The organism is Dietzia sp. IN118, from assembly GCF_032905965.1.
GTDB classification, from domain to species: Bacteria; Actinomycetota; Actinomycetes; order Mycobacteriales; family Mycobacteriaceae; genus Dietzia; species Dietzia kunjamensis.
In genome coordinates this window covers 231,050-252,074 of the sequence record NZ_JAUMSR010000002.1, presented here as the reverse complement: position 1 = coordinate 252,074, position 21,025 = coordinate 231,050, and the positions used below count along the sequence as shown (strand labels likewise).

The window sequence follows — 21,025 nt, the reverse complement described above, 5'->3', positions numbered from 1 at the left end:
GTGGTAAGTGGTCGTCAGTGGTCGTGCTCAGTGATCGTGGTGGTCGTCCGCCTTGGTCGGGTGGACGGTCCCGTGCTCGTGCTCCGGCGGACCGTACAGCGAGTACACCTTGAGGTCCTCCTCGCCGGTGTTGGTGACGTTGTGCCAGCTCCCGGCGGGCACGAGGATGACCCAGTCGTCGGAGACCTCGCGCACGAAGTCGAGCTGATCCTTCGCGGGGCCCATCTCGACCCGGCCCTTCCCTGCCTCGACGCGCAGGAACTGGTCGTGGTCGTCGTGGACCTCGAGACCGATGTCGTCCCCGGGCTTGATGCTCATGACGGTGAGCTGCATGTGCGATCCCGTCCACAGCGTGGTGCGGTAGTTGTCGTTGGCGAGGGTGGCGTCCTCGATGTCGACGACGAACGGGTTCGGACCCTGATCGGTGGGACTCATCGATGCTCCTGCTTCTTCGTAGACGGGTGTACGCGGTGGCCGGCGGCCAGCGTTCCGTCTCGAGTTTCGACGACTCCCGGGACGCTCGCAAGCAAGGGCATCCTCCCGAGGCGCGGCCCGGGGGACCTGTCCCCATCCCGTCACGGGGCCACAACGATCAGGCCACGGGGGTTCACGTACCCCCTGTGCAGTGCGGACACTGACGAGCAACCCCGACGAAAGGAAGCTTGATGAAGCGGACGATCGCAGTGACGGGAGCCATCGGTCTCGCGGTGTTCATGGGAGCGTGCGGCACCGACGATGACGGTGGCACGACCACGGCCGACGAGACCACCACGGAGATGATGACGGAGGAGACCACCACCGACGAGACCACGACGGACCAGACCACCACCGAGGAGACCGGCGCTGCGGCCGAGGACGACATCGTCGACACGGCGAACGCCGCGGGCGACTTCACCACCCTCACCCAGGCCATCGAGGCCGCGGGCCTGACGGAGACCCTCAAGGGGCCCGGTCCGTTCACGGTCTTCGCCCCCACAGACGAGGCGTTTGACGCCCTGCCCGAGGGCACGCTGGACGAGCTGCTGGCCGACCCCACGGGCGACCTGGCGCAGATCCTGCAGTACCACGTGATCGAGGGTGAGGTCCCCGCGGCCGACGTCCTCGAGATGGACGGCCAGACGGTCGCGACCCTCCAGGGCGGGGAGCTCACGGTCGAGGTGGAGGGCGAGAACGCCGCCCTCGTCGACGGCAACGGCACCCGCATCAACGTCGTCCAGACCGACGTGGACGCCACCAACGGCGTCATCCACGTCCTCGACGGAGTCCTGATGCCGCCCGCCTGACCCGCCGGTGACACTCGCTGCGCCCCGACCCGGCCCTTCCCCGACCGGCCGGGGCGCGGCTCATGTCAGCCGGTCGTGTCAGCTGCGCGCGCCAGCCGGTCGGGTCAGCGGGGCGTGTCGTACCTCGTGAGGTCACTGGTGGCCGGGCCCTCGATGAGCTCGCCACACGCCGAGAAGCGGGACCCGTGCCAGGGGCAGTCCCACGACCGCTCCACGTCGTTCCACGTCAGCGCGGCTCCCATGTGGGGGCACAGCAGGCCGACGCGGCAGGTCTCGCCGTCGTCGCCCGTCGCCTCCCCCATCGGTCGGATACTCGGCCGTGGCTTGCGCACGATCGCCTGCGCCGCGGTCGCCGCGAGCTGGACGGGCACGTCCGCGAACAGGGGCACGGCGTTCTTCGCGATGCCCGTGATGCTGGGCTTGCCGAACGACACCCGCGGGTCCACGCCCTCGAGCCGGTCCACCATGATCCCGGCCGCCGCCGGCGCGCCCGTGAGGCCCCACTTGCTGTAGCCGCCCGCGAAGTGCACGCGCCCCTTGCCCCACGGCAGGGGCCCGGACTTGGGCAGCATCGTCACCGGGTGGAAATCCTGCGCGGACCAGCCGTGGGTCATCGTCGCGCCGGGGAAGTACTTCTCCGCGTACTCCCGCAGCGAGTCGATCTTGGACGCGGTCCCCGTGGCGGTGCCGGTGCGGTGCCCGTTGCCGCCGACGAACAGCACCTCACCGCCGGGCGAGGGCACCGTCCGCAGCGAGCGGACCGGGCTCTCGACCGAGCCGTACATCCCCTCCGGCAGACCTCCGGAGTAGTCGAACGCGCAGAGGTAGGACCGCTCGGGTTCCATCGTCGCCACGGTCGGGCCGCGGTCCAGGGCCGGGGACGCGGTCGCCAGCACGACGTCGCGGGCGGTCATCGTGCCCGGATGCGCGGTGACCTTGACGAACGCGTCCTCCCCGGTCCCCTGCGCTGTGAGTCCGGTGACACGGGCGTGCTCCACGATCCGCACGCCGAGGGCCGTGGCCGCGCGGGCCAGCGCCGCGAGCGCCTCCACCGGGTCGATCTGCATCTGATCCGGCAGTTCCACGGCGGCCCGGGCCGGGAACGGGACGTCCACGCGGTCGTACCAGCGGGCGGGCAGACCCAGGTCGACGAGGGTCTTCATCTCCTTGCGCAGGGTCGACGTGCCCATCCGTCCCTTGGAGAACGTCACCGCACGCCGACGCTGGGAGTCGACGCCGTGGGTCTCGCAGAACTCGGCCCACCAGTCGAGTCCGTACCGGTTGGCGTCGGCGTACGCGCGCGCCGTTTCCAACCCGTGCTTGGAGCGGATGCTCGACAGTCGGGTGCCCTGCAGGACCGAGACCTTGGCCGTGGTCGCGCCGCTGGCCCCCGCGCCCACCGTGTGCGCCTCCAGGACCACGACCGCCTTGCCGCGCGCGGCGGCCATCAGCGCCGTGATCAGGCCGGTGAACCCGGCCCCCGCGATCACCAGGTCGACGTGCTCGCCGTCCGGGAACTCGGCCGCCGGGGAATCGATCGTCGTGCGTCGCCAGAATGAAGTGCCCATCGTGCGCCTCCTGGAGGGTGCTCACCGCGGATGTCGCTGGCGCTCACTGTAAGACCGGTCACGTCCCCCCGCATCCGCTCCTCCGGCCGCCGGTCTCCCCACCGGCGGCCGGCCGGCTACTTCGCGGTGAACCCCGCGTCGACGGGCATCGTCACCCCGGTGACGTGGCGGCCGGACTCCTCCACCAGGTAGAGAACCGCCCGCGAGATGTCGATGGGCTCGAGCATCGGCACGGGCAGGGCGTTGCCCATCGTGTGGCCCTCGGGGTTGTTCGCGAACCACCTGGCCATCTCGTCGTGCGCCACCATCGCCGTCAGGACGCCGGCCGGGTGGATCGTGTTGATGCGGATGTTGTGCGGCGCGAGCCAGATCATGAAGCTGCGCATGAGCCCCACCACCCCGTGCTTGCTGGCGGTGTACCCCGTGACCGCGCCTGACCCGTCGCCTCCCCGCCCGGACAAGCCGTTGGTCGACGAGATGAGGACGATCGACCCGCCCTCGCCGCGCTCGATCATCAGAGGCGCGATCGCGTGGACCGTGTTCCACACCCCCACGAGGTTCACCATGATGGTGTCCACGAACGCCTGCTGGGCATCCGGCTCCTCGCCGCGCTGGGAGTTGATCCCCGCGTTGGCCACCACGATGTCCGGGACGCCGAACCGCTCCCGGCAGGCGTCGACCGCCGCCGCGACGTCCGCCGGCTCGCGCACGTCGCCCGTCACCGCGACGATGTCCCCGCCGACCGCCTCGACCTCGGCGACCGTCTGCTGCAGGTCGTCGGCGGTTGCCAGCCCGTAGGGGACGCTGTCGATGTCCTCGCAGATGTCCATCGCGAGGATCCGCGCCCCCCGCCGGGCGAGTTCCACGGCGTGACTGCGCCCCTGCCCCCTCGCCGCGCCGGTGATGAAGGCGACCTTGCCCGCCAGTGGCTGTTCCTGACCCATGTGTGTACCGCTTTCCGATGCGATGAGTTGACTACCGTCAGGATTCGAGCACCGGCCGGGCGTCCGCGGACGGAGATCATCCGGATCCGAGCCGCTCCAGTACCCGTCGGAGCTCCACCGCGAAGTCGGCCGCGTCGCGCGAGGAGAGCCGCGCATAGCTCAGCACCAGGCCGGACACCGCGTGCTGCGCAGCCTGCCCGCCCAGCGATCGCGTGCGCCACCCGGCCCGCTCGAGCGCGCGCACCACCTCGTCGTCGTCATATCCGGGCAGCGCCACGCACAGGTGCAGGCCCGCCTCCACGCCCGTGACCTCGAGGTCCGGGCGCTCCCGGCGCAGCGCCGCCACCAGCCGCGAACGGCGATCGCTGTACACGCGGGCCGCCCGCGCCAGGTGCCGGTCCATCGCGCCCGAGGTGATGAACGCGGCCAGCGCCTCCGCCGGCAGTGAGGACGGACCCCGGCGGTGGACCGCGAGCCAGCGCTCGACCTCGCGGCGCATCGCCGTCGGCGGCAGGCACCACGCCACGCGCAGGTCCGGGGCCACGGATTTGGAGGAGGTGCCCACGTAGGCGACGTGGTCGGTGGCCGCGGGGAGGCCGACCAGCGCGGGCAGCGGGGCGACGCCGTAGCGGAACTCGCCGTCGTAGTCGTCCTCGATCACCAGCGACCCCGTCCGCCCCGCCCACTCCACGAGCGCGACCCGGCGGTCCACACTCATGCGGTGGCCGAGCGGGAACTGGTGCGCGGGCGTGGTGAAGACGATCGCCGGCTCCGACCCCAGCCGCGCCGCGTCGAGGCCGCCGGGCTCCGCCGGATGAAACCGCACCTCCAGGCCCTGCTCGCGGGCCATGAGCACCGCACCGCGGTACCCGGGGTCCTCGGTGTGGAACCGCACGGTCCCGGACCCGGTCCGCCCCTGCTGCCCGGCGACGAACGCCGCGCACAGGGCCGCGATCGCCGACCGCGAGCTGTCGAACAGCAGCGGGTCGCCCGCGGCGATCCCCCGATGCCGGCGGAGGTGATCGGCCACCGCGACGCGCAACGCCGGGCTCGGTTCCTCCCACGGGTTCAGGCCCGCCAGACCCTGCGCCGCGGCGGCGCGCACCGCCGAGCGCCAGGCACGATCGTCGACGAGGGAGGCATCGGGGATCCCGGGACGGAGATCGCGCGGCGACCGGCCGCGGCGCGGTGCGGGTGGGACCGGCGCCGGGGGCGCGGGCGCGGGCGCGGGTGACGCAGTGGTCGCCGCCGGAACCTCCGGTGACGAGGTGCGGGCGCCCTGCCGCATGAGTGGCGACGACGACGAGGTTCGGCTGACTCCGCGCGTCCGCGCCCCGGCCCGTGCAGCCTGACCGGCTCCGGCGACGACCCGGGTCCCCGACCCCTGGGTGGAGACGACGAAGCCGGCCGCCGACAGTTCATCGAACGCGCGAACCACGGTCCCACGGGAGAGTCCGGTCTGCTCGGCGAGCGCGCGCGTGGAGGGCAGCCGGTCGCCGTCGGCCACGGATCCGCCGGCGACCAGGTCGATGATCGCGTCGGCCAGCTCCGCAGCCCCCGACACCTGCCCCACCGCCAGGGATCCGGGGCGTGCGGTACGGGCCATGGGGTGAGCGTAGGCCACGACACCGCAAAGTGGTCTCACGCATCTGCGCAAAATGGACCTCCCGGGGGCGCCACTTTCGGGGTGGGATGGGTCCCATGACGACCTACCGCCAGTCCCGACGACTCCGCGACGTGCGCTACGACGTGCGTGGCCCGATCCTCACCGAGGCGATGCGCCTCGAGGCCGAGGGGCACGACATCCTGCGGCTCAACCTGGGCAACATGCACCCCTTCGGGCTCACCGCCCGGCCGGAGCTCGTCGACGCGGTGGCGGCGGGACTCGCCGCCGGGCAGGCCTACTCCGACTCCCGCGGCATCCCCACCGCCCGCGAGGCCGTGGCGGACTACTACCGCCGACACGGGATCGGTGGCGTCTCGACCGAGAACGTCTTCCTCGGCAACGGCGTGAGCGAACTCATCACGCTGGTCCTGCAGGCCATGGTCGACCCCGGCGACGAGATCCTGGTCCCCGCCCCCGACTACCCGACCTGGACGGGCGCCGTGAACCTCACCGGAGGCGTGCCCGTACACTACCTCGCCGACGAGACCGACGGCTGGAACCCGTCGCAGGAGGACATCGAATCCAGGGTCACCCCACGCACCACCGCCCTGGTGATGATCAACCCCAGCAACCCCACGGGCGCGGTGTACAGCGAGGACACCGTCCGGGGGATGGCCGACATCGCGCGCCGCCACGGGCTCGTCCTGCTGTCCGACGAGATCTACGAGAAGGTCCTCTTCGGCGACGCCCGCCACCACCACGCCGCGTGGGCGGCCGGCGACGACGTACTGTGCCTGACCTTCGGCGGGCTGTCCAAGGCGTACAGGGTGTGCGGCTACCGGGCCGGCTGGGTGGTCGCGACCGGCCCGATCGCCGACGCCACCGACCTACTGGAGGGACTGACCCTGTTGTCCAACATGCGGGTCTGCCCCGGCGTCCCCGCGCAGCACGCGATCCCCGTCGCCCTGGCCGAGGACTCACCGTGGGGCCACGACGTGGTGGACCCGGACGGCCGACTCGAGCGGCAGCTGGCCCGGACCGCCGAGCGCCTCAACGCCATCCCCGGCGTGAGCTGCGTGGCGCCGCGGGGCGCGCTGTACTGCTTCCCGCGCCTCGACCGCGAGATGTTCGGCATCTCCAGCGACGAGCAGTTCGCCCTGGACCTCCTTCGCTCCGAGCACGTGCTGGTCACCCACGGCACCGGCTTCAACTGGCCCGAACCCGACCACTTCCGCATCGTGTGCCTGCCGGAGGCGCCGGTGCTCGACCGCGCGCTCGACGCGATCGCCCGGCACCTCGACCGCCTTCGGCTGGCCGCGGCCTGACCAGCCGCCACATCGACTCCGTCGACTCCATCGAAAAGACAGTTCCGCACACGTCGCGCGAGAGGCGGGTGTGCCGAACTGTCTTCTCGACGGGCGTGCGCGGGGGATTCCCGCCGTCGCTCAGTTCTGCAGCGCAGGCTTGATGTGGTTCCAACCGGGCGTGATGTAGTCGACGAACGTCTGCCACCCGTGGAGGCCCTCGTCGCCGTAGTCCACGCGATGCGCGATGCCGTGGCGGTCGAGTTCGCGGGAGAAGCTCCTGGCCCCCTCGATGACCCCCTTTTCCAGCACCAGGCCCTGCAGCATGGCGAAGTAGTCGTCGCCGTAGTTCCGGAGATCCCCTTCGGACACCGCCGTGCCCCCGGTCGCGAAGTACACCGCGGTGCCCTCGAGACCCTCCGGGTGGGAGATCGTGTCGTGGTACTTCCACAGATCGCTTCCGCGCGGGCCCCACATGTTGGCGGAATCGCCGCCGCGCCCATCCACCGAGCCACGGACCGACTGGTAGCCCAGCTCGTCGGTGGTCGAGTAGTAGCCGGAGAGCGCCATGACGCCGTCGTACAGCTCCGGGTAGGTGGCCGCCAGGTGCATTGCGGCCTGCGCACCCATCGACGCGCCGGCGATTCCGTTCTTGCCGTTGTGCTTCGTGCCCCGGGTCGCCAGTTCCGCCTCGACGAGGTCGGGCAGCTCCTCGGTGAGGAACGTCTCCCACTTGTTGTAGCCGAAGACCTCGTCCTCGCTCAGCCAGTCGGACCAGTACGAGGAGGGGCCTCCCGTGGGTGTCACCAGGTGGACGTTCTCCTCGGCCATGCGCGCGGGCATGTTTCCGGCCCGCTTCCAGCCCGAGTTTCCTTCGACCGAGTCGACCCCGTCGAGGAGATACAACACGGGCGCCGACCCCTTGTCCGTCACGCGGGACGGGAGCACCTCGAGCACGATCTCGCGCTGCATGGCGGCGGAGGTGACGAGCCAGTGCTCGTACTCTCCGTGCTGGGTGATGGCGCGGAGCTCGACCGAGTCGATCGAGTCGTCGCGCGGTCGCGGCGGGTTGGGAAGCTCCACGTATGACCCGGTGCCGCCGAGCGGGATGTTGGTGGAACCGGCCGACCCGAGCGACCCGAGTGTCGAGCCCAGCGGAAGGGAACCGGCCGCAGACCCGATCAGCTCCACCTCCTCGAGTCCCAGGGACGAGGTGTCGATATCGCCGCCGATCTGGGCAGAGGCGGGCGCGGCGAATCCCAGGGACAGGATGGCCGCGAGGACGGTGGCGGTGACGGTTGCGCGGCGACGGACGCGGGTGTTCATCGGGGTCCCCTCATTGTGAGTGTGGCCGAGGTGGGTGCGGCCGAGCGATACAGAAGCGGTCCCGCGCCCCGGTGTGGGAGCGCAGGACCGCTTCTCGAGAAGGTCGATCAGGAACCGGTGGACCCGGAGGAGCCCAGGGATCCGGCTGAGCCGGATGCACCCGGGGTGCCCGTTCCGGGCTCGACGTCTCCGCCGTACAAGGCGGGCTTGATGTAGTCCCATCCGGACTCGAAGTTCTTGAGGAAGTTCGGCCAGTTGTGCAGGCCGGTGTCGGCGAAGTCCACCTTGTGCTCGATCCCGGCACGATCGAGTGCCTTCTCGAAGGCCTTCGAGTTCTCGTACACGCCCATCTCCAGCACCAACCCGATTATCAGGTCCTGGTAGTTGGCACCGTACTGCTTGACGTCATCGGGACCGATCTCGGCGTTTCCGGCCGAGAAGTACACAGCCTTGCCGCGCAGACCCTCCGGGTGAGAGATGGTGTCGTTCTCCGCCCACCGCGCGCTACGGTGCGGGCCCCACATGTTCTCGACGTCTCCACCGCGAGTCTCAACGGAGAGCCGCACGGTCTGGTACCCCAGGGCGTCCATGGTCGAGTAGAAGCCACTGAACGACATCACGGCGTCGTAGACATCGGGGTGTGTAGCCGCAAGATGCATGGCCGCCTGAGCGCCCATGGAGATGCCGCCGACGGCTGCCTTGTCATTCGTGTTGAGCCGCTCATCGACGATCGCCGGCAGTTCCTCGGTGAGGAACGTCTCCCACTTGTTGTTGCCCAAGACCGGGTCGATCTCCTCCCAGTCGGTGTAGTACGAGGCGTAGGCACCCGCCGGGTTCACCACGTGAACGTTCTCGTCCTCCATCCGATCAGCGATGTACGCCTGGTGAGCCCAGCCGGTGCTGCTGATCGGCGCACCCACGCCGTCGAGCATGTAGAGGACGGGCGCCTCGCCCGTGCCGCGCGAGGGGACGACCTCGACGGTGATCTCACGCTGCATTGCCTTCGAGGCGATGGTCCAGTACTCGTACGCCTGATCGTTCCCGGCCTTATCGGCGCGGTAGCGCTCGATTCCACGAAACTCCGTCTTGGTGATCGACTCGTCGACCGGAGTGGGCGTGCCGACGGTTTCCGAGGACCCTTCCCCGAGTGGGACGTCGGCCGAGCCGACCGATCCGAGAATCCCTGCGGCCGAGCCGATCGGCACGGAGCCGACGGCGTCGATGATCGCCTCGAAGTCCTCCTGGCCGAGCGCCGACGGGTCGATGAGCGTCGAGGGGTCGATGCTGGCGGTCTGGGCGAAAGCGGGAGTGGCCGACCCGAGGGTCAGGGCGACGGCGAGTGCGCCGGCGGTCGCAGCCGCGGCGCGGCGGAGTCCGAAGGACATGAAGCTCCAAATGTTGTAAGTAGTGACTTACGAAGCTTAATCCGTTCTCAGCTCAAATCGTTACTCACGCCGTGCGAGTCGCTACCCCCGCAGTGCCGCCTCGACCGCCTCGCGCAGGTCCTCGGGCTTCCGGTTGGGTCCGAACCTGTCGATCACGTGGCCGTCGCGACCCACGAGGAACTTGGTGAAGTTCCATTTGATTCGCCCACCCAGCACCCCGGACTTCTCGGACTTGAGCCACTCGTAGAGCGGGTGGGCGCTCGATCCGTTGACCTCGATCTTGGAGAACAGCGGGAACTCCACGCCGAAGTTGCGCTCGCAGAACGCACCGATCTCCTCGTCGGAGCCCGGCTCCTGGTGCGCGAACTGGTCACACGGGAACCCGAGCACTACAAAGCCCTCGTCGCGGAACTCCTCGTACAGCTTCTGCAGCCCCTTGTACTGGGGTGTGAACCCGCACTTGCTCGCGGTGTTGACCACCAGGACGACCTGCCCGGCGTAGTCGGACAAGTCCTTCCCGCTCCCGTCGAGCAGGCTCGCCCGGAAATCCGCGAGAGTGGTCTGGTCGTGGCGCATGGGCACTCCTCGTCGTCGTCCCGACCCCGGTCGGCCGGCCCTCGACGCCATTGTGACCGTTTTCAGGCGCCGCGTGCGGGCGTACTCTGGCAGACCCGCGCGTGAGGAGCCCGCCCGTGAGCCGATTGATCTACACCGCCTTCGTCTCGCTCGATGGCGTAGTCGAGGCCCCCGGCGGCGAGCCCGGGTACCGCAACACCGGCTGGACGTTCGCGGTCGACTTCGACGAGGACGTCTACTCGATCAAGGCCCGCGAACAGGACGAGGCCGGCGCGATGATGCTCGGCCGCGTCAGTTACCAGGCGTTCTCCGCCGTGTGGCCGCAGATGGACGACGAGTTCCCCCGCTACAACGCCATGCCCAAGTACGTGGTGTCCACGACGTTGGCCGAGAGTGACCTCGTCGAGGGATGGGGGACGACGACGATCCTGCGCACGCTCGACGAGGTGGCCGCGGTGAAGGAGGCCGAACCGGCGCCGATCCTCGTGCACGGGTCGGCGACGCTGGCTCGGACCCTCTCCGACGCCGGGCTCATCGACCGTTATCACCTGCTGGTGTTCCCGTTCGTCCTCGGCGCCGGCAAGCGCATGTGGAGCGAGACCGACAAGCCCCGGCAGAAGCTGGAGTTGGTCGAGAGCGAGGCGTACCCCAACGGTGTGCAGAAGCTGATCTACGACGTCGGCGGATTCGACCCGGGCGTCTGAGATCTAGCGGGCCGCGCCGCGGGAGACCTCGGGCATCGTCACCGCCGACACCGCGCCGATCACCCCGAGCACCGCGAGGAAGATCAGCGACCACTGCACGCCCAGCACCGCGAGCGCCGAGCTGATCCCGCCCACCACCAGCAGGATGATCCCCATGGCCGTGTTGCCCACTGCCACGTAGGTGGTCCGGAGATCGCCCTCGGCCACGTCCACCACGTAGGTCTTGCGGCCGACGCGGACGCCGGAGTGCAGCAGCGTGAGCAGGAAGTAGGCCCCGACGAACACCGTGGCCCCGAGTGCCGACCCGCCGTCGAAGCCCGGGATCGAGACCGCGAGCACCAACGCGACCGCCACCGCCGACGCGGCCGTGGCTGCGCCCGCCATGAGCAGTCGGCTCGATCGGTCGGCCAGCCGCCCGAAGACTCGCCCCCCGATGAGGGACGCCACGCCCGAGGCGAGGATGAACCCACCCAACCCGGCCAGCGCCCCGGTGCCCGAGGCGACCGACATCGACACGATGAACGGCGGGCTGAGCGAGGACACCAGCAGCAGGCCGCGGACGGTCACGAACTTGCGGAACGTGGCGTCGTCCCGGAACAGTCGCGCCGCGTCCGCGAACCACGTCGACGACTCCTCCGACGCACCGCCAGTGGCCGCGCCGTGGCCCTTCGTCGCGCCGTGATCCTCCGTCGCGCCGTGGTCCTTCGCTCCCCGGCGGGCGCGCCCGTCGCCGGCCGGCTCGACCACGCGGGAGTACGTCGACGCCGAGAGCAACCACAGCACCGCGCCCGCCACCAGCAGGAACGCCAGTTCGGTGCTGTCGAGGTCGCCGCCGCCTAGGATCCGGATGGCCAGGCCGAGCGTGATCGCGACCAACCCCGCCGCCGACGTGGCCAACCCGATGATCTGGCCGCGCTCCCCCGACGGGATGGTGCGGCCCTGCACGTCCTTCGACGCGATCGAACACAGGCAGCGGCCCAGCGAGAACACCACGAGCGCGACCAGGATGCCGACGCCCGCTGCCGTCCCGTGCCCGAGGGCGGCGATCGCGGCCATTGCCGCCACCGATGCCGCCTGCACCAGCGCGCCCGTGACGAACACCCACTTGCGGCGGCGCACCCGCACCACCAGCGGCGTGAGGAAGGCCTGCGGCAGCATCGACCCGGACTCCCGGATCGGCACCAGCAGACCGACCAGCGCCGCCGGCACCCCGAGCACGTGGAACAGCCACGGCAGCACGGTCGATGCGTTGACCGTCTGGTCACCCGAGGACTGCAGCGTGTTGGCGGCCACGAGCCTCAGCCCGTTGCGCGGAAGCTCGCGGCGGACGACGTCGGGGAGGTCGCGCTCGGCGTCGGCATCGCGGGTGACGAGGCGAGAATAGAAGCGTTCGGCGGTGGTCACCATTCAAGAGAATAGCGGCCCGCCCGCCGGGGCATCCGGGCCCCTTCGCGGCCGCGCGCAGATCAGGCGAGCGGGCCGCCGCAGTTCGGCCACGCGCCCGGGCCCTGGCCCGCGAGCACGCGTTCGCCGATCTGGATCTGCTGCTCGCGCGTGGCCTGGTCGGCCGTCGCGGCGAACTCGCCGCCGCCGTAGCCGCTCCACGTCTGGGCCGCGAACTGCAGGCCGCCGTAGTAGCCGTTGCCGGTGTTGATGTGCCAGTCGCCACCGGACTCACACTGCGCGACCTGGTCCCACGTGCTCGGCGGGGCCGCGTTCGCCGCCGGAGCGGCCAGTGACGCGCCCCCGGCGGCGATACCGCCGGCCATGATCGCGCCGGTCAGGGTTCGTACGAGCTTCTTCTGCATCCCTCGTGACCTCCTGTGGGTCTCGTATCGTGAGTCGATCTCTTGTCGTGCGTCGATCTACTGTCGTGGCGGCCGACACTACGAACCGACCGGCGGGCCCCCCGCAACCCCCTCCGCGGGTCCGGGGCCGGGGCCGAGCAGCACACGGGGGCACGGCGGGGACGGATCATTGCTGGTCACCGCACCGGTTCGGCGGGATCGACGCCAGGCGGGACCGGTCGCGTGAGAAGGCTCACCTCGTCGTCGTCGACCCGCCGGATGTCCAGGCACCCCTAGGCTCGTCGACATGACCGAACACCGGGTGGACATCGACGGCCGCACGGTGGCCGTGCACGAGTGCGGAGATCCCGCGGGGGCGCCGCTCATCCACTTCCACGGCACGCCGGGATCACGGCTCGAGGCGGACTTCGGGGCTAGGCTCGCCGAACGGGCCGGCGTCCGCGTGATCGGATTCGACCGACCCGGGTACGGCCGGTCGGACGCAGGGCCGATCAGCCTGGCCGGCGTCACACGTGATGTAGAGGCGATCGCCGACGCCCTGGGCCTCGGGCGGTTCGCGGTGTCGGCGTGGTCGGGGGGTGGGGCGTTCGCGCTGGCCACCGCCGCGGCGCTGCCCGGGCGGGTGCTGCGGGTCGGGGTCTGCGGTGGTCTCGCGCCGTACGAGGGCAGGCCGGGCGCGCGGGAATCACTCACGCCGAACGACCTCGACGCGCTGTCGCACCTGCCCGACGACCCGGCCCGGGCGGCGGAGGTGTTCCGCACCGGCAACTCCGACTTCCTCGACGCGATGCTCTCGGTCCGCGACGACGAGGCGACGCCCTGGGTCGACTGGATGTTCGCGGCCAGCGACCCGGCCGTGGTCGCGGACCCCGACGCCCGACACGCCCTGTTCGTCAACTTCCGCGAGGCGCTGCACCGGGGCGCCGACGCGATCGCGTGGGACAACGTCGCGTTTGTGGGGCCCTGGGGTTTCCGGGTCGAGGACATCGCCGCGCCGGTGCTGCTCTGGTACGGCGACGACGACGAGATCGCCCCACCCGACCACGGGCGATGGCTCGCCGCGCATCTGGCCTCGGCCCACCTGACGGTCTACGAGGGCCAGGGGCACCTGCTGCCGCTGGCCCACTGGGACGAGATGCTGCGCGCGCTGACCGCGCCGGCGTGAGGTCGCCCGTGTGAGTTCGCCCGTGTGAGCTCGCCCGCTCGAGCCGGCGGGAGAGATGGCCGTGCACTCCCGCCGCCCGGCGCACATACTGGCCGCATGAGTGACTACACGAAGGGCGACCACGTCGAGTGGAACTCCGAGGCCGGGATGGTGCGCGGCGTGATCCGCGAGATCCACACCGAGGACGTCGAGTTCAAGGGGCGCATGCGGCGCTGCAGCACGGACGAACCGCAGTACGAGATCGAGAGCGACAAGACCGGCCACCAGGCCATGCACAAGGGCTCGGCGCTACGGAAGATCGACTAGCCGGGGCCGGCGCGCGCGGGGGGCCGGCTCGCGCACAGGCAGGAGCAGCCCGCGCTGCGGCGGGGGCTGCGGCGGGAGCAACCCGCCACGATTGGCACATCCACGTGCGATCCACCGACGGAGGCCCATCGGTGGATCGCACTCGGATAGGTGGATTTCGGCTGTTACGGACGCGGGCCGGCGGTCACGCCCGAGCTCAGCCGGAGACGGCGGAGGCGAGGTTGGACAGCGAATCCTCCATCTGCTGCTCCGACACCAGTGGGAACGACACCTTCTTGAGCACGTCCTTGTCCGTGACCTTGGACCAGTCGTAGGTGTGACGCACCAGCGTGGAGTCCGGGCCCTGCGCCTCGAGCTCCCAGACCCACTCCCAGCCCTTGGGGTCGGTACCGGCGGGCGCGGGCTGCCACGCCAGGATCTTGTCCTTGCCGAATCCGGTCACGTGGTTGTCCATGCGGTACTCACCGCCCATGTGCTCGCCCTCCATGTCCATGGAGAAGACGTCGCCGACCTGCTGGATGCGGTCGGACTTGTAGTCGCCCCGGACGAAGCCCGACCCGTCGAGACGGGCGTGGTTCTCCGGGTTGGAGAGGAACTCGAAGATCTCGGCCGCCGAGTGGTCGATCACGCGCTCGACGGTGATGGCAGTGGAATTACTCATGACCCCACCGTGCACCCCGGGGCAGCGGAACGCATCCGGTCGGTCGTCCGCTCCCAATTCACCGTGGATTCACCCCGATAGCCCTAGCCCGACCGATGCGGGTGCCAGGATGGGATATCGATTCGAAGGTCCTAGATTGGGAGTGGTCGCTGTGTCGAGGTCTGTTGGTCGCCGGGCGGTTCTGGCGTCGGTCGCGGTGTTCGCGGCCGGCGCCCTCGGATTGGCGGGCTGTTCCGAGCCCGCCACCACGGGCTCCGGCGCGACGTCCGACTCCGCGGCCGCGTCCGGGGAGGTCACCCTGTACACCTCGGAACCCCAGGCCAAGATCGACGAGATCATCTCCGCGTTCAACGAGGAGCAGCCGGACATCGAGGTGAAGGTCTTCCGTGCGGGCACCGGCGACCTCAAGGCCCGCATCGAGGCGGAGCGGAGCACCGGCGCGGTGGCCGCCGACATCCTGCTCGCGGCCGACGTCCCGACGTTCGAGCAGTACAAGGACCAGGACCTCTTCCAGGAGTTCGAGCCGAGCGAGGCCGACGCCATCGAGGATGTCGCCGTCGACCCGGACGGGTTCTACGTCGGCACCCGCATCATCCCCACCGTGATCGCCTACAACACAGGCGACGTCACGGACCCGCCCACGTCCTGGGCCGAGCTGGCCGAACCGGAGTACCTCGACCGGATCATCCTGCCCAACCCGGACGTCTCCGGTGCGGCCGCCTTCAACGCAGCGGCGTGGAGCCTGCAGCCCGACCTCGGCGAGGAGTGGATCAACCGGCTCGGCGCCAACAACCCGCAGGTCGCCGAGTCGAACGGCCCCGTCTCCCAGGCCGTCGCCGAGGGATCCAAGCCCGTCGGCATCGTGGTGGACTACCTGGTCCGCGATCTCGCCGCGCAGGGCTCGCCCATCGCCGTGAGCTACCCGAGCGAGGGCGTCCCCTACATCACCCAGCCCGGCGCGGTCTTCGCCGACGCCCCGAACCCCGAGGCCGCCAAGCTCTTCCTCGACTTCATCGTGTCCCAGAAGGGCCAGCAGATCGCGGTCGAGCAGAACTACCTGCCCGTCCGCGACGACGCCGGAACCCCCGAGGGCGCCCCGGCGCTCACCGACATCACGCTGTTCGACCAGGACCTCGAGGCGATCGCCGCCTCCCAGGACGAGGCCGTGGCCGCCTTCAACGCCGCCGTCCGGTAGGTGACGCTCCCCCTCCGGCTGGCACTGTGGGCGTCCCTCGCGGGCGTCATGGTGCTGCCCCTGGCCCTGGTCATCTCCCTGGGGCTGGGGGCGAACCACCTCCCTGAACTCATCGACCAGGGCCTGCTCCGCGCCACCGCCAACAGTCTCGTCAGCTCACTGCTCTCGGCGATCGGGGCGGTCATCATCGGCACGCTGATGGCGTTCCTGCTCGACCGCACCGACCTGCCCGGTCGCGGCGCGCTCCGACTGTTGCTGCTCACCCCGCTGTTCATCCCGCCGTTCATCGGCGCCATCGCGTGGAGCGGCCTGCTCACCGACGGCGGCCTGGTGGACCGGGTGCTGGGATTCTCCCCGTGGAACTTCTACGGCGGGCCCGGGGTGGTCTTCCTCCTCACCCTGCACGCCTACCCGATGGCCTACTTCGTGGTGGCCGCGGCGCTGCGCAGGATCCCCGCCGAACTGGAGGAGGCGAGCCGCCTCTCCGGTGCCCGGCCGTCGCGGACGCAGGTCGACATCACGCTGCCGCTGATCCGCCCGGCCATGGCAGCGGCGTTCACCCTGACCTTCGTCAGCGGGATCGGCGACTTCGGCATCCCCGTCATCGTCGGCCTCCCGGCCGGGTACGAGACGCTCTCCACCATGGTCTACCGGTTCCTCGAGTCGGGTTCCGTGGCCTCACCGCTGCAGACCGTCTCCCAGATCGGGGTGGTGCTGCTCCTGCTCGGCGTCCTGGGCACGCTGCTGGACCGGCAGGTCACCAAGGGGTCCGTGGAGTTCGGCGGCACCGGACGTCCCGCCGACCCCCAGGCCCTCGGCCGTGCGCGCGTCCCGCTCGGGGTGATCGCGTGGGTCGTCAGCGTCGTGGTGACCCTCGCCCCGCTCGTCGGGCTGGCCGTCCGGGCGCTCCTGCCCGCCCCGGGGGTCCCGCTCACCCTCGAGACCGCGACCCTGGACAACTTCCGCCGCGCGCTCACCGCCTCGACCACCATCGACGGCGTGACCAACTCCGTGGTGCTCGCCCTCGGCGCCGCCGTGGTCTGTGGCGTCCTCGGCCTGCTCGTCGCGCTGTTCACCACGCGGTTGGCCGGTCGTGACCGGGAGCCGATGCTCCTGTCGGTGCTGCTCCCGCAGGCCGTGCCGGGCCTCGTGATCGCCACCGGGTGGCTCATCCTCGGCCGCTACACCGGGCTGTTCAACACCCGCTGGGTCATCCTCGGCGCGTACGTCACGGCGTTCACGGCGATCGTCGTCCAGACCGTCCGCGGACCGCTCGCGGGGATCCACTCGTCGATGGAGGAGGCCGCGCGGATCGGCGGGGCGAAGGCGCTGCGCTCCCGCCTCGACACCAGCGTGCGCCTGGCGTTGCCGTCGGTCGGGATCGGCATGATCATGGTCGCGGTGACGGCGGTCCGCGAACTCACGCTCTCGGTCCTGCTCGTCGCGCCCGGCACCCAGACCCTCGGCGTGGTGATCTTCCAGTACCAGCGGGCGGGGGACTACAACGCCTCCTCCGCCCTGTCCGTGGTCCTCATGGTGGTGGGCCTGCTGGTCCTGGCCGCCTTCGGCGCCCGCTACAGCCGACCCGCCACCGGGTCCGAATCCGCACCCAGGAGTATCCGTGCCTGAACTCGTCGCCCACGGCGTCGGCGTCCGCTTCGGCGAGACCGTCGCCCTCGACAACCTCGACGTGCGGGTGGACTCCGGCCGGATCCTCGCGCTCGTGGGGCCGTCCGGGTCCGGCAAGTCCACCTTCCTGCGCGCCATCGCCGGATTCGAACGCCCCTCCGCGGGAACGATCCGGGTCGGCGACAGGACCCTGGTCGGTGACGGCATCCACCTCCCGCCCGAGGAACGGGGTCTCGGTATGGTCTTCCAGCACCACGCCGTGTGGCCGCACCTCAGCGTGGAGGACAACGTCGCCTACCCCCTGCGGCGTGCGAAGGTCCCGGCCGCCCGGCGGCGTCGACTCGTCGCGGAGGCACTCGAGACCGTCGAACTGGGCGACTTCGCCCGTCGTCGCCCCGACACCCTGTCCGGCGGCCAGCGGCAGCGGGTCTCGCTCGCCCGGGCGATCGTCGCGCGGCCGGGGGTGCTGCTCCTCGACGAGGCCCTGTCCGCACTCGACGAACCCCTCCGCGCGTCCCTCCGACTCATGCTCCGCCGGCTGGCCGCCGAGCACGACCTCACGATGGTCCACGTCACCCACGATCGCGGTGAGGCACTGGCGATCGGGGACGAGGTGGCCGTTCTCCACCGGGGCCGGCTGGTGCAGTGCGACGTGCCCGACCAGCTCGACGCCGCGCCGAACAGTGCGTTCGTCGCGGGCTTCCTGCACGACGCCACGCTCGTCGACGGGACCGTCTCCGGTGACGGGTTCCGGTCCGACTCCGGCGGGATGACCCTCCGCCCCGAGGCGCTGACCGGCCCGGCCGGGTCCGTGACGGGCCCGGCGACGCTCGCCCTCCTGCCGGCAGGGCTCGCCCTGAGCACTCCCGGCGCCGGGGTCGAGACCGCGGCCGGATCAGAATTCGGGCCGGGGGTCGGGGCCGGTCCGGGGGTCGGGGCCGGGCCCGACCGGATCGGCGCGGAGTTCGTCACCTCGCTGTACGGCCGTAGCGGTCGGACCGTCATCTGTCGGCACGGGGACATCGAGCTGCGGGTCCTCGTGCCGACGGGCACCGCCGTGCCGACGCGGGTGGGCGAGGCCGTGGGGATCGACGTACGTCGCGGGTTCGTCTACCCCCGCGACTGACACGCGGACCCGGGCCAGGTCAGCGGCCGCGCGCCACGACTCTGCCGATGAGGCGCGTCGAGCCCAGGAAGGGCACGCGGGTGAAGCGCTTGGAGTACCAGAAGAACGTCGCCAGGGCGTCGGGCGTGATCACCACTCGCCGGGCCTCGATGCCACGCACCGATCGCCGCGCGATGATCTCCGACGTCAACCGCGTCCGCGACAGCAGCTTGCGTGCCATCTCGTCCGCCCGCGCGTCCTCACCGGACAGGGAGTCCGCCAACCCGGACCGGAAGAACTGCGGGCAGATCACCGACGTCGACACCCCGCGGGGCCGCAGCTCGGCGTCCAGGGTCTCCCCCAACGCCACCGCCGCGGCCTTGGTCGCGTTGTAGGCGCCCATCTGGGGTGCATGCACGAGCCCGGCGGCGGAGGCGGTGATGACCAGGCGGCCACCCCGACCCAGCTTGGGGGCGAGCGCCCGGCAGCCGCGCACCACCCCGAGCAGGTTGATGTCCACGATCCGCTGCCACGCCTCCATCGAGGTGGAGCCGAGCGCACCGCCGATCGCGATCCCCGCGTTGTTGACGAGGATGTCCAGCGACTCGATCTCCTCCGCGGCGGCCCGCCAGTCGTCATCCGAGGTGACGTCGACCCGGCGGTACGTCCACCGCCCCACCAGTTCCTGCACGGCGGGCGGGGGCTGGGCGTGGACGTCCGTGAGGATCACCTCGTCCCCGAGTGCCAGGTACTCCCTGGCCAGCGCCAACCCCAACCCCGACGCGGCACCGGTGATGAACACCCGCCTGCCACCACCGTCGGCGACCGTCCGCCCGGACCGTTCGGCACTCTTCCGTGGGAGCAATCGGCTCATGCGGTGGCCACCTCGTCGTCGTAGTCGTCTTCGTGATCCCGTGCGTCCTCGACCTGCCCACCGTCGGGGCCGACGCCGGCGGCCCCGGGTCCACGGCGGGCGCCGGTGAGCTCCACGCGGTCCCCGAACGCCATCTCGCGGCGCTGGTCGCCGAAGGCCAGCTCGGGGATCTCCACCAGGAAGTTCTGGACGTAACGCCACGGCCGGGTCGTGCCCTGCTTGGGGAACTTGTGGCCGTCGCGCTGGATGTACCCGGCGTCGAAGTCCAGCAGGAGCTGGTCGGCCGGCCCGGCAGGAAGGCGCGGCGCGTACACCGACTCGCCCGCCTTCCACAGCTTGACCATGTACCGGGAGACCAGGTCCGCGCGCAGTGTCCAGGACGAGTTGATGTAGCCGACCGTGAAGCTGAAGTTGGGCACGCCCGCCAGCATCATGCCGCGGTAGGTCGCCAACCTCGGGACGTCCAGCGCCTCGCCGTCGATACTCAGCGTGCCGCCGCCGAACGCCTCGAGCCGCAGGCCGGTCGCGGAGATGATGACGTCGGCCTCGATCTCCTCGCCCGACCGCAGGCGGATCCCGGCGGGCGTGAACCGGTCGATGTGCCCGGTCACCACCCGTGCGCCACCACGCCGGATCGCACGGAAGATGTCGCCGTCGGGAGCCTTGCATACGCGCTGGTCCCACGGCCGGTACGGCGGGGTGAAGTGCTCGTCGATCTGCTCGGTCGAGATGTAGCGCCTCTGCATGAGCCGCAGCCCCGCCTTGAACAGCCAGGGCAGCCGCTGTGCGATGACGAACTGGGCCGTGTCCCGCGCACCGTGGTTGAGGCGCGCCGCCCGGTAGCTCCACGGAGCGGGCAGCAGTCGGCGCCACACCGCGCTGATGAGGTCCTTCTCCGGCAGCGGGCCGACATAGCTGGGGGTGCGCTGGAGCATGGTCACGTCCGCGCCCAGCTCGGCGAGCGCCGGCACCAGCGTCACGGCCGTCGCGCCCGACCCGATCACCACGAACTTCCGGCCGGTGTAGTCGAGGTCAGCGGGCCACTGCTGGGGGTGGATGATCTCGCCGCGGAAATCCGCCTCGCCGGGGAACTCGGGGCGGAACCCCTCGGCGTGCGAGTAGTAGCCGGAGCCGAAGTGCACGCGCCGCGCCCACACGATGCGTTCGCCGTCATCGGTGACGCAGGTGATCCGGTAGAGCTGGTGATCACTGCGCCAGTCCGCGTCGGCGACCCACGAGCGCAGGTGCAGGCGGTCCAGCGCGCCGGCCTCGCGGGCCGTGTCGCGGAGGTACTCCTTGATCTCCGCGCCGCTGCCGAGGGTCGAGGCGTGTGGCCAGGGCCGGAACGGGAACCCGAAGGTCGCCATGTCCGAGTCCGAGCGGATGCCGGGGTAGCGGAACGTGTGCCACGTGCCCCCCAGGTCGTCATGGGCGTCGTGCATCTCCCATCGCCAGTCGGGGAACGCCTCGTGCACGTGGTGGGCCAGGTCGATGCCGGACAGGCCCGCCCCGACGATCAGCAGGTCCAGCGGGTCTCCGGGCGCTGCGCCCGGGCCGTCCGGACGCTCGGTGGAATTGATCATGAC

20 protein-coding genes are annotated in these 21,025 nt (G+C 70.8%); 8 read left to right on the top strand and 12 right to left on the bottom strand.

All coding sequences use genetic code 11. From position 1 onward, the window contains the following. Window positions 1-27: 27 nt before the first annotated feature. A complete protein-coding gene (locus Q2K20_RS16675) occupies window positions 28-435 on the bottom strand; it encodes a cupin domain-containing protein (RefSeq protein WP_120285521.1) in 408 nt (135 codons plus the stop codon). 230 nt (window positions 436-665) lie between these two features. On the opposite strand from Q2K20_RS16675, the gene Q2K20_RS16670 reads away from it, so the two are divergent. Next, window positions 666-1,283 carry a fasciclin domain-containing protein gene (locus Q2K20_RS16670; protein ID WP_317176983.1) on the top strand — a complete coding sequence of 206 codons (618 nt, stop codon included), beginning with the start codon at window positions 666-668 and terminating at the stop codon, window positions 1,281-1,283. 104 nt (window positions 1,284-1,387) lie between these two features. On the opposite strand, the gene Q2K20_RS16665 is transcribed toward Q2K20_RS16670, so the two are convergent. From Q2K20_RS16665 to Q2K20_RS16655, 3 genes are all read right to left on the bottom strand, one after another. Beyond that, window positions 1,388-2,851 carry an FAD-dependent oxidoreductase gene (locus tag Q2K20_RS16665; protein ID WP_283467660.1) on the bottom strand — a complete coding sequence of 488 codons (1,464 nt, stop codon included), beginning with the start codon at window positions 2,849-2,851 and terminating at the stop codon, window positions 1,388-1,390. A gap of 116 nt (window positions 2,852-2,967) precedes the next feature. Next, complete coding sequence (locus Q2K20_RS16660; protein WP_069388597.1) at window positions 2,968-3,795, bottom strand: mycofactocin-coupled SDR family oxidoreductase; 828 nt, start codon at window positions 3,793-3,795, stop codon at window positions 2,968-2,970. Window positions 3,796-3,871: 76 nt separating this feature from the next. Next, the gene (locus Q2K20_RS16655; protein WP_317176982.1) at window positions 3,872-5,401 is read right to left on the bottom strand and encodes a PLP-dependent aminotransferase family protein; all 1,530 of its coding nucleotides are present in this window, start codon (window positions 5,399-5,401) and stop codon (window positions 3,872-3,874) included. 95 nt (window positions 5,402-5,496) lie between these two features. Between Q2K20_RS16655 and Q2K20_RS16650 the strand changes: the two genes are divergently transcribed. Continuing rightward, window positions 5,497-6,726, top strand: a complete 1,230-nt coding sequence (locus Q2K20_RS16650) for an aminotransferase class I/II-fold pyridoxal phosphate-dependent enzyme (protein ID WP_317176981.1) — start codon at window positions 5,497-5,499, stop codon at window positions 6,724-6,726. A 120-nt stretch (window positions 6,727-6,846) separates the two neighbouring features. Here the strand turns inward: Q2K20_RS16650 and Q2K20_RS16645 are convergent, their stop codons facing one another. The 3 genes from Q2K20_RS16645 to Q2K20_RS16635 all read right to left on the bottom strand — a co-directional run bounded on the left by Q2K20_RS16645 (window position 6,847) and on the right by Q2K20_RS16635 (window position 9,992). Then, a complete protein-coding gene (locus Q2K20_RS16645; RefSeq protein ID WP_182636107.1) occupies window positions 6,847-8,031 on the bottom strand; it encodes an alpha/beta hydrolase in 1,185 nt (394 codons plus the stop codon). Window positions 8,032-8,138: 107 nt separating this feature from the next. After that, window positions 8,139-9,416: an alpha/beta hydrolase gene (locus Q2K20_RS16640; protein ID WP_182636105.1), complete on the bottom strand. Its 1,278-nt coding sequence runs from the start codon at window positions 9,414-9,416 to the stop codon at window positions 8,139-8,141. Window positions 9,417-9,497: 81 nt separating this feature from the next. Continuing rightward, window positions 9,498-9,992 carry a glutathione peroxidase gene (locus tag Q2K20_RS16635; protein ID WP_119192097.1) on the bottom strand — a complete coding sequence of 165 codons (495 nt, stop codon included), beginning with the start codon at window positions 9,990-9,992 and terminating at the stop codon, window positions 9,498-9,500. Window positions 9,993-10,108: 116 nt separating this feature from the next. Between Q2K20_RS16635 and Q2K20_RS16630 the strand changes: the two genes are divergently transcribed. Beyond that, on the top strand, window positions 10,109-10,696 hold the full coding sequence (locus tag Q2K20_RS16630) for a dihydrofolate reductase family protein (protein ID WP_182636103.1): 588 nt from the start codon (window positions 10,109-10,111) through the stop codon (window positions 10,694-10,696). A 3-nt stretch (window positions 10,697-10,699) separates the two neighbouring features. Here Q2K20_RS16630 and Q2K20_RS16625 read toward each other — a convergent pair whose 3' ends face one another. After that, entirely contained in the window at window positions 10,700-12,100 is a 1,401-nt protein-coding gene (locus Q2K20_RS16625; protein WP_159148353.1) for an MFS transporter, read from the bottom strand. Between the two features lie 62 nt (window positions 12,101-12,162). After that, window positions 12,163-12,504, bottom strand: a complete 342-nt coding sequence (locus tag Q2K20_RS16620) for a transglycosylase family protein (protein ID WP_096906511.1) — start codon at window positions 12,502-12,504, stop codon at window positions 12,163-12,165. Window positions 12,505-12,790: 286 nt separating this feature from the next. On the opposite strand from Q2K20_RS16620, the gene Q2K20_RS16615 reads away from it, so the two are divergent. Continuing rightward, window positions 12,791-13,669 (top strand): alpha/beta fold hydrolase, encoded by an 879-nt coding sequence (locus Q2K20_RS16615; protein ID WP_163376903.1) that lies wholly within the window; start codon window positions 12,791-12,793, stop codon window positions 13,667-13,669. A 96-nt stretch (window positions 13,670-13,765) separates the two neighbouring features. Continuing rightward, complete coding sequence (locus tag Q2K20_RS16610) at window positions 13,766-13,975, top strand: DUF2945 domain-containing protein (RefSeq protein WP_069389840.1); 210 nt, start codon at window positions 13,766-13,768, stop codon at window positions 13,973-13,975. A gap of 196 nt (window positions 13,976-14,171) precedes the next feature. Here the strand turns inward: Q2K20_RS16610 and Q2K20_RS16605 are convergent, their stop codons facing one another. Beyond that, window positions 14,172-14,636 (bottom strand): SRPBCC family protein, encoded by a 465-nt coding sequence (locus Q2K20_RS16605; protein WP_069389847.1) that lies wholly within the window; start codon window positions 14,634-14,636, stop codon window positions 14,172-14,174. Window positions 14,637-14,787: 151 nt separating this feature from the next. Here Q2K20_RS16605 and Q2K20_RS16600 point away from each other — a divergent pair, with 151 nt between their 5' ends. From Q2K20_RS16600 to Q2K20_RS16590, 3 genes are read left to right on the top strand one after another with little or no spacing between them, the layout of a single operon-like run. Next, window positions 14,788-15,831 (top strand): ABC transporter substrate-binding protein, encoded by a 1,044-nt coding sequence (locus tag Q2K20_RS16600; RefSeq protein ID WP_069389848.1) that lies wholly within the window; start codon window positions 14,788-14,790, stop codon window positions 15,829-15,831. Between the two features lie 48 nt (window positions 15,832-15,879). Next, window positions 15,880-17,460 carry an ABC transporter permease gene (locus tag Q2K20_RS16595; RefSeq protein WP_187699948.1) on the top strand — a complete coding sequence of 527 codons (1,581 nt, stop codon included), beginning with the start codon at window positions 15,880-15,882 and terminating at the stop codon, window positions 17,458-17,460. Beyond that, window positions 17,453-18,586, top strand: a complete 1,134-nt coding sequence (locus Q2K20_RS16590; RefSeq protein WP_067713032.1) for an ABC transporter ATP-binding protein — start codon at window positions 17,453-17,455, stop codon at window positions 18,584-18,586. The genes Q2K20_RS16595 and Q2K20_RS16590 overlap by 8 nt, the downstream gene beginning before the upstream one ends. Window positions 18,587-18,605: 19 nt before the next feature. Here Q2K20_RS16590 and Q2K20_RS16585 read toward each other — a convergent pair whose 3' ends face one another. Beyond that, window positions 18,606-19,439 carry an SDR family NAD(P)-dependent oxidoreductase gene (locus Q2K20_RS16585; RefSeq protein ID WP_083249768.1) on the bottom strand — a complete coding sequence of 278 codons (834 nt, stop codon included), beginning with the start codon at window positions 19,437-19,439 and terminating at the stop codon, window positions 18,606-18,608. Beyond that, on the bottom strand, window positions 19,436-21,022 hold the full coding sequence (locus tag Q2K20_RS16580; protein ID WP_067713035.1) for a flavin-containing monooxygenase: 1,587 nt from the start codon (window positions 21,020-21,022) through the stop codon (window positions 19,436-19,438). The genes Q2K20_RS16585 and Q2K20_RS16580 overlap by 4 nt, the downstream gene beginning before the upstream one ends. Between the last annotated feature and the right edge of the window lie 3 nt (window positions 21,023-21,025).

Excerpts from the sequence above, each read along its gene's own strand:
- Q2K20_RS16595 (WP_187699948.1), top strand. The coding sequence starts at position 15,880 with ATGGTGCTGCCCCTGGCCCTGGTCATCTCCCTGGGGCTGGGGGCGAAC.
- Q2K20_RS16605 (WP_069389847.1), bottom strand. The coding sequence starts at position 14,636 with ATGAGTAATTCCACTGCCATCACCGTCGAGCGCGTGATCGACCACTCG.
- Q2K20_RS16585 (WP_083249768.1), bottom strand. The coding sequence starts at position 19,439 with ATGAGCCGATTGCTCCCACGGAAGAGTGCCGAACGGTCCGGGCGGACG.
- Q2K20_RS16650 (WP_317176981.1), top strand. The coding sequence starts at position 5,497 with ATGACGACCTACCGCCAGTCCCGACGACTCCGCGACGTGCGCTACGAC.
- Q2K20_RS16665 (WP_283467660.1), bottom strand. The coding sequence starts at position 2,851 with ATGGGCACTTCATTCTGGCGACGCACGACGATCGATTCCCCGGCGGCC.
- Q2K20_RS16620 (WP_096906511.1), bottom strand. The coding sequence starts at position 12,504 with ATGCAGAAGAAGCTCGTACGAACCCTGACCGGCGCGATCATGGCCGGC.
- Q2K20_RS16655 (WP_317176982.1), bottom strand. The coding sequence starts at position 5,401 with ATGGCCCGTACCGCACGCCCCGGATCCCTGGCGGTGGGGCAGGTGTCG.
- Q2K20_RS16635 (WP_119192097.1), bottom strand. The coding sequence starts at position 9,992 with ATGCGCCACGACCAGACCACTCTCGCGGATTTCCGGGCGAGCCTGCTC.
- Q2K20_RS16615 (WP_163376903.1), top strand. The coding sequence starts at position 12,791 with ATGACCGAACACCGGGTGGACATCGACGGCCGCACGGTGGCCGTGCAC.
- Q2K20_RS16580 (WP_067713035.1), bottom strand. The coding sequence starts at position 21,022 with ATGATCAATTCCACCGAGCGTCCGGACGGCCCGGGCGCAGCGCCCGGA.
- Q2K20_RS16660 (WP_069388597.1), bottom strand. The coding sequence starts at position 3,795 with ATGGGTCAGGAACAGCCACTGGCGGGCAAGGTCGCCTTCATCACCGGC.
- Q2K20_RS16645 (WP_182636107.1), bottom strand. The coding sequence starts at position 8,031 with ATGAACACCCGCGTCCGTCGCCGCGCAACCGTCACCGCCACCGTCCTC.
- Q2K20_RS16670 (WP_317176983.1), top strand. The coding sequence starts at position 666 with ATGAAGCGGACGATCGCAGTGACGGGAGCCATCGGTCTCGCGGTGTTC.
- Q2K20_RS16675 (WP_120285521.1), bottom strand. The coding sequence starts at position 435 with ATGAGTCCCACCGATCAGGGTCCGAACCCGTTCGTCGTCGACATCGAG.
- Q2K20_RS16610 (WP_069389840.1), top strand. The coding sequence starts at position 13,766 with ATGAGTGACTACACGAAGGGCGACCACGTCGAGTGGAACTCCGAGGCC.
- Q2K20_RS16640 (WP_182636105.1), bottom strand. The coding sequence starts at position 9,416 with ATGTCCTTCGGACTCCGCCGCGCCGCGGCTGCGACCGCCGGCGCACTC.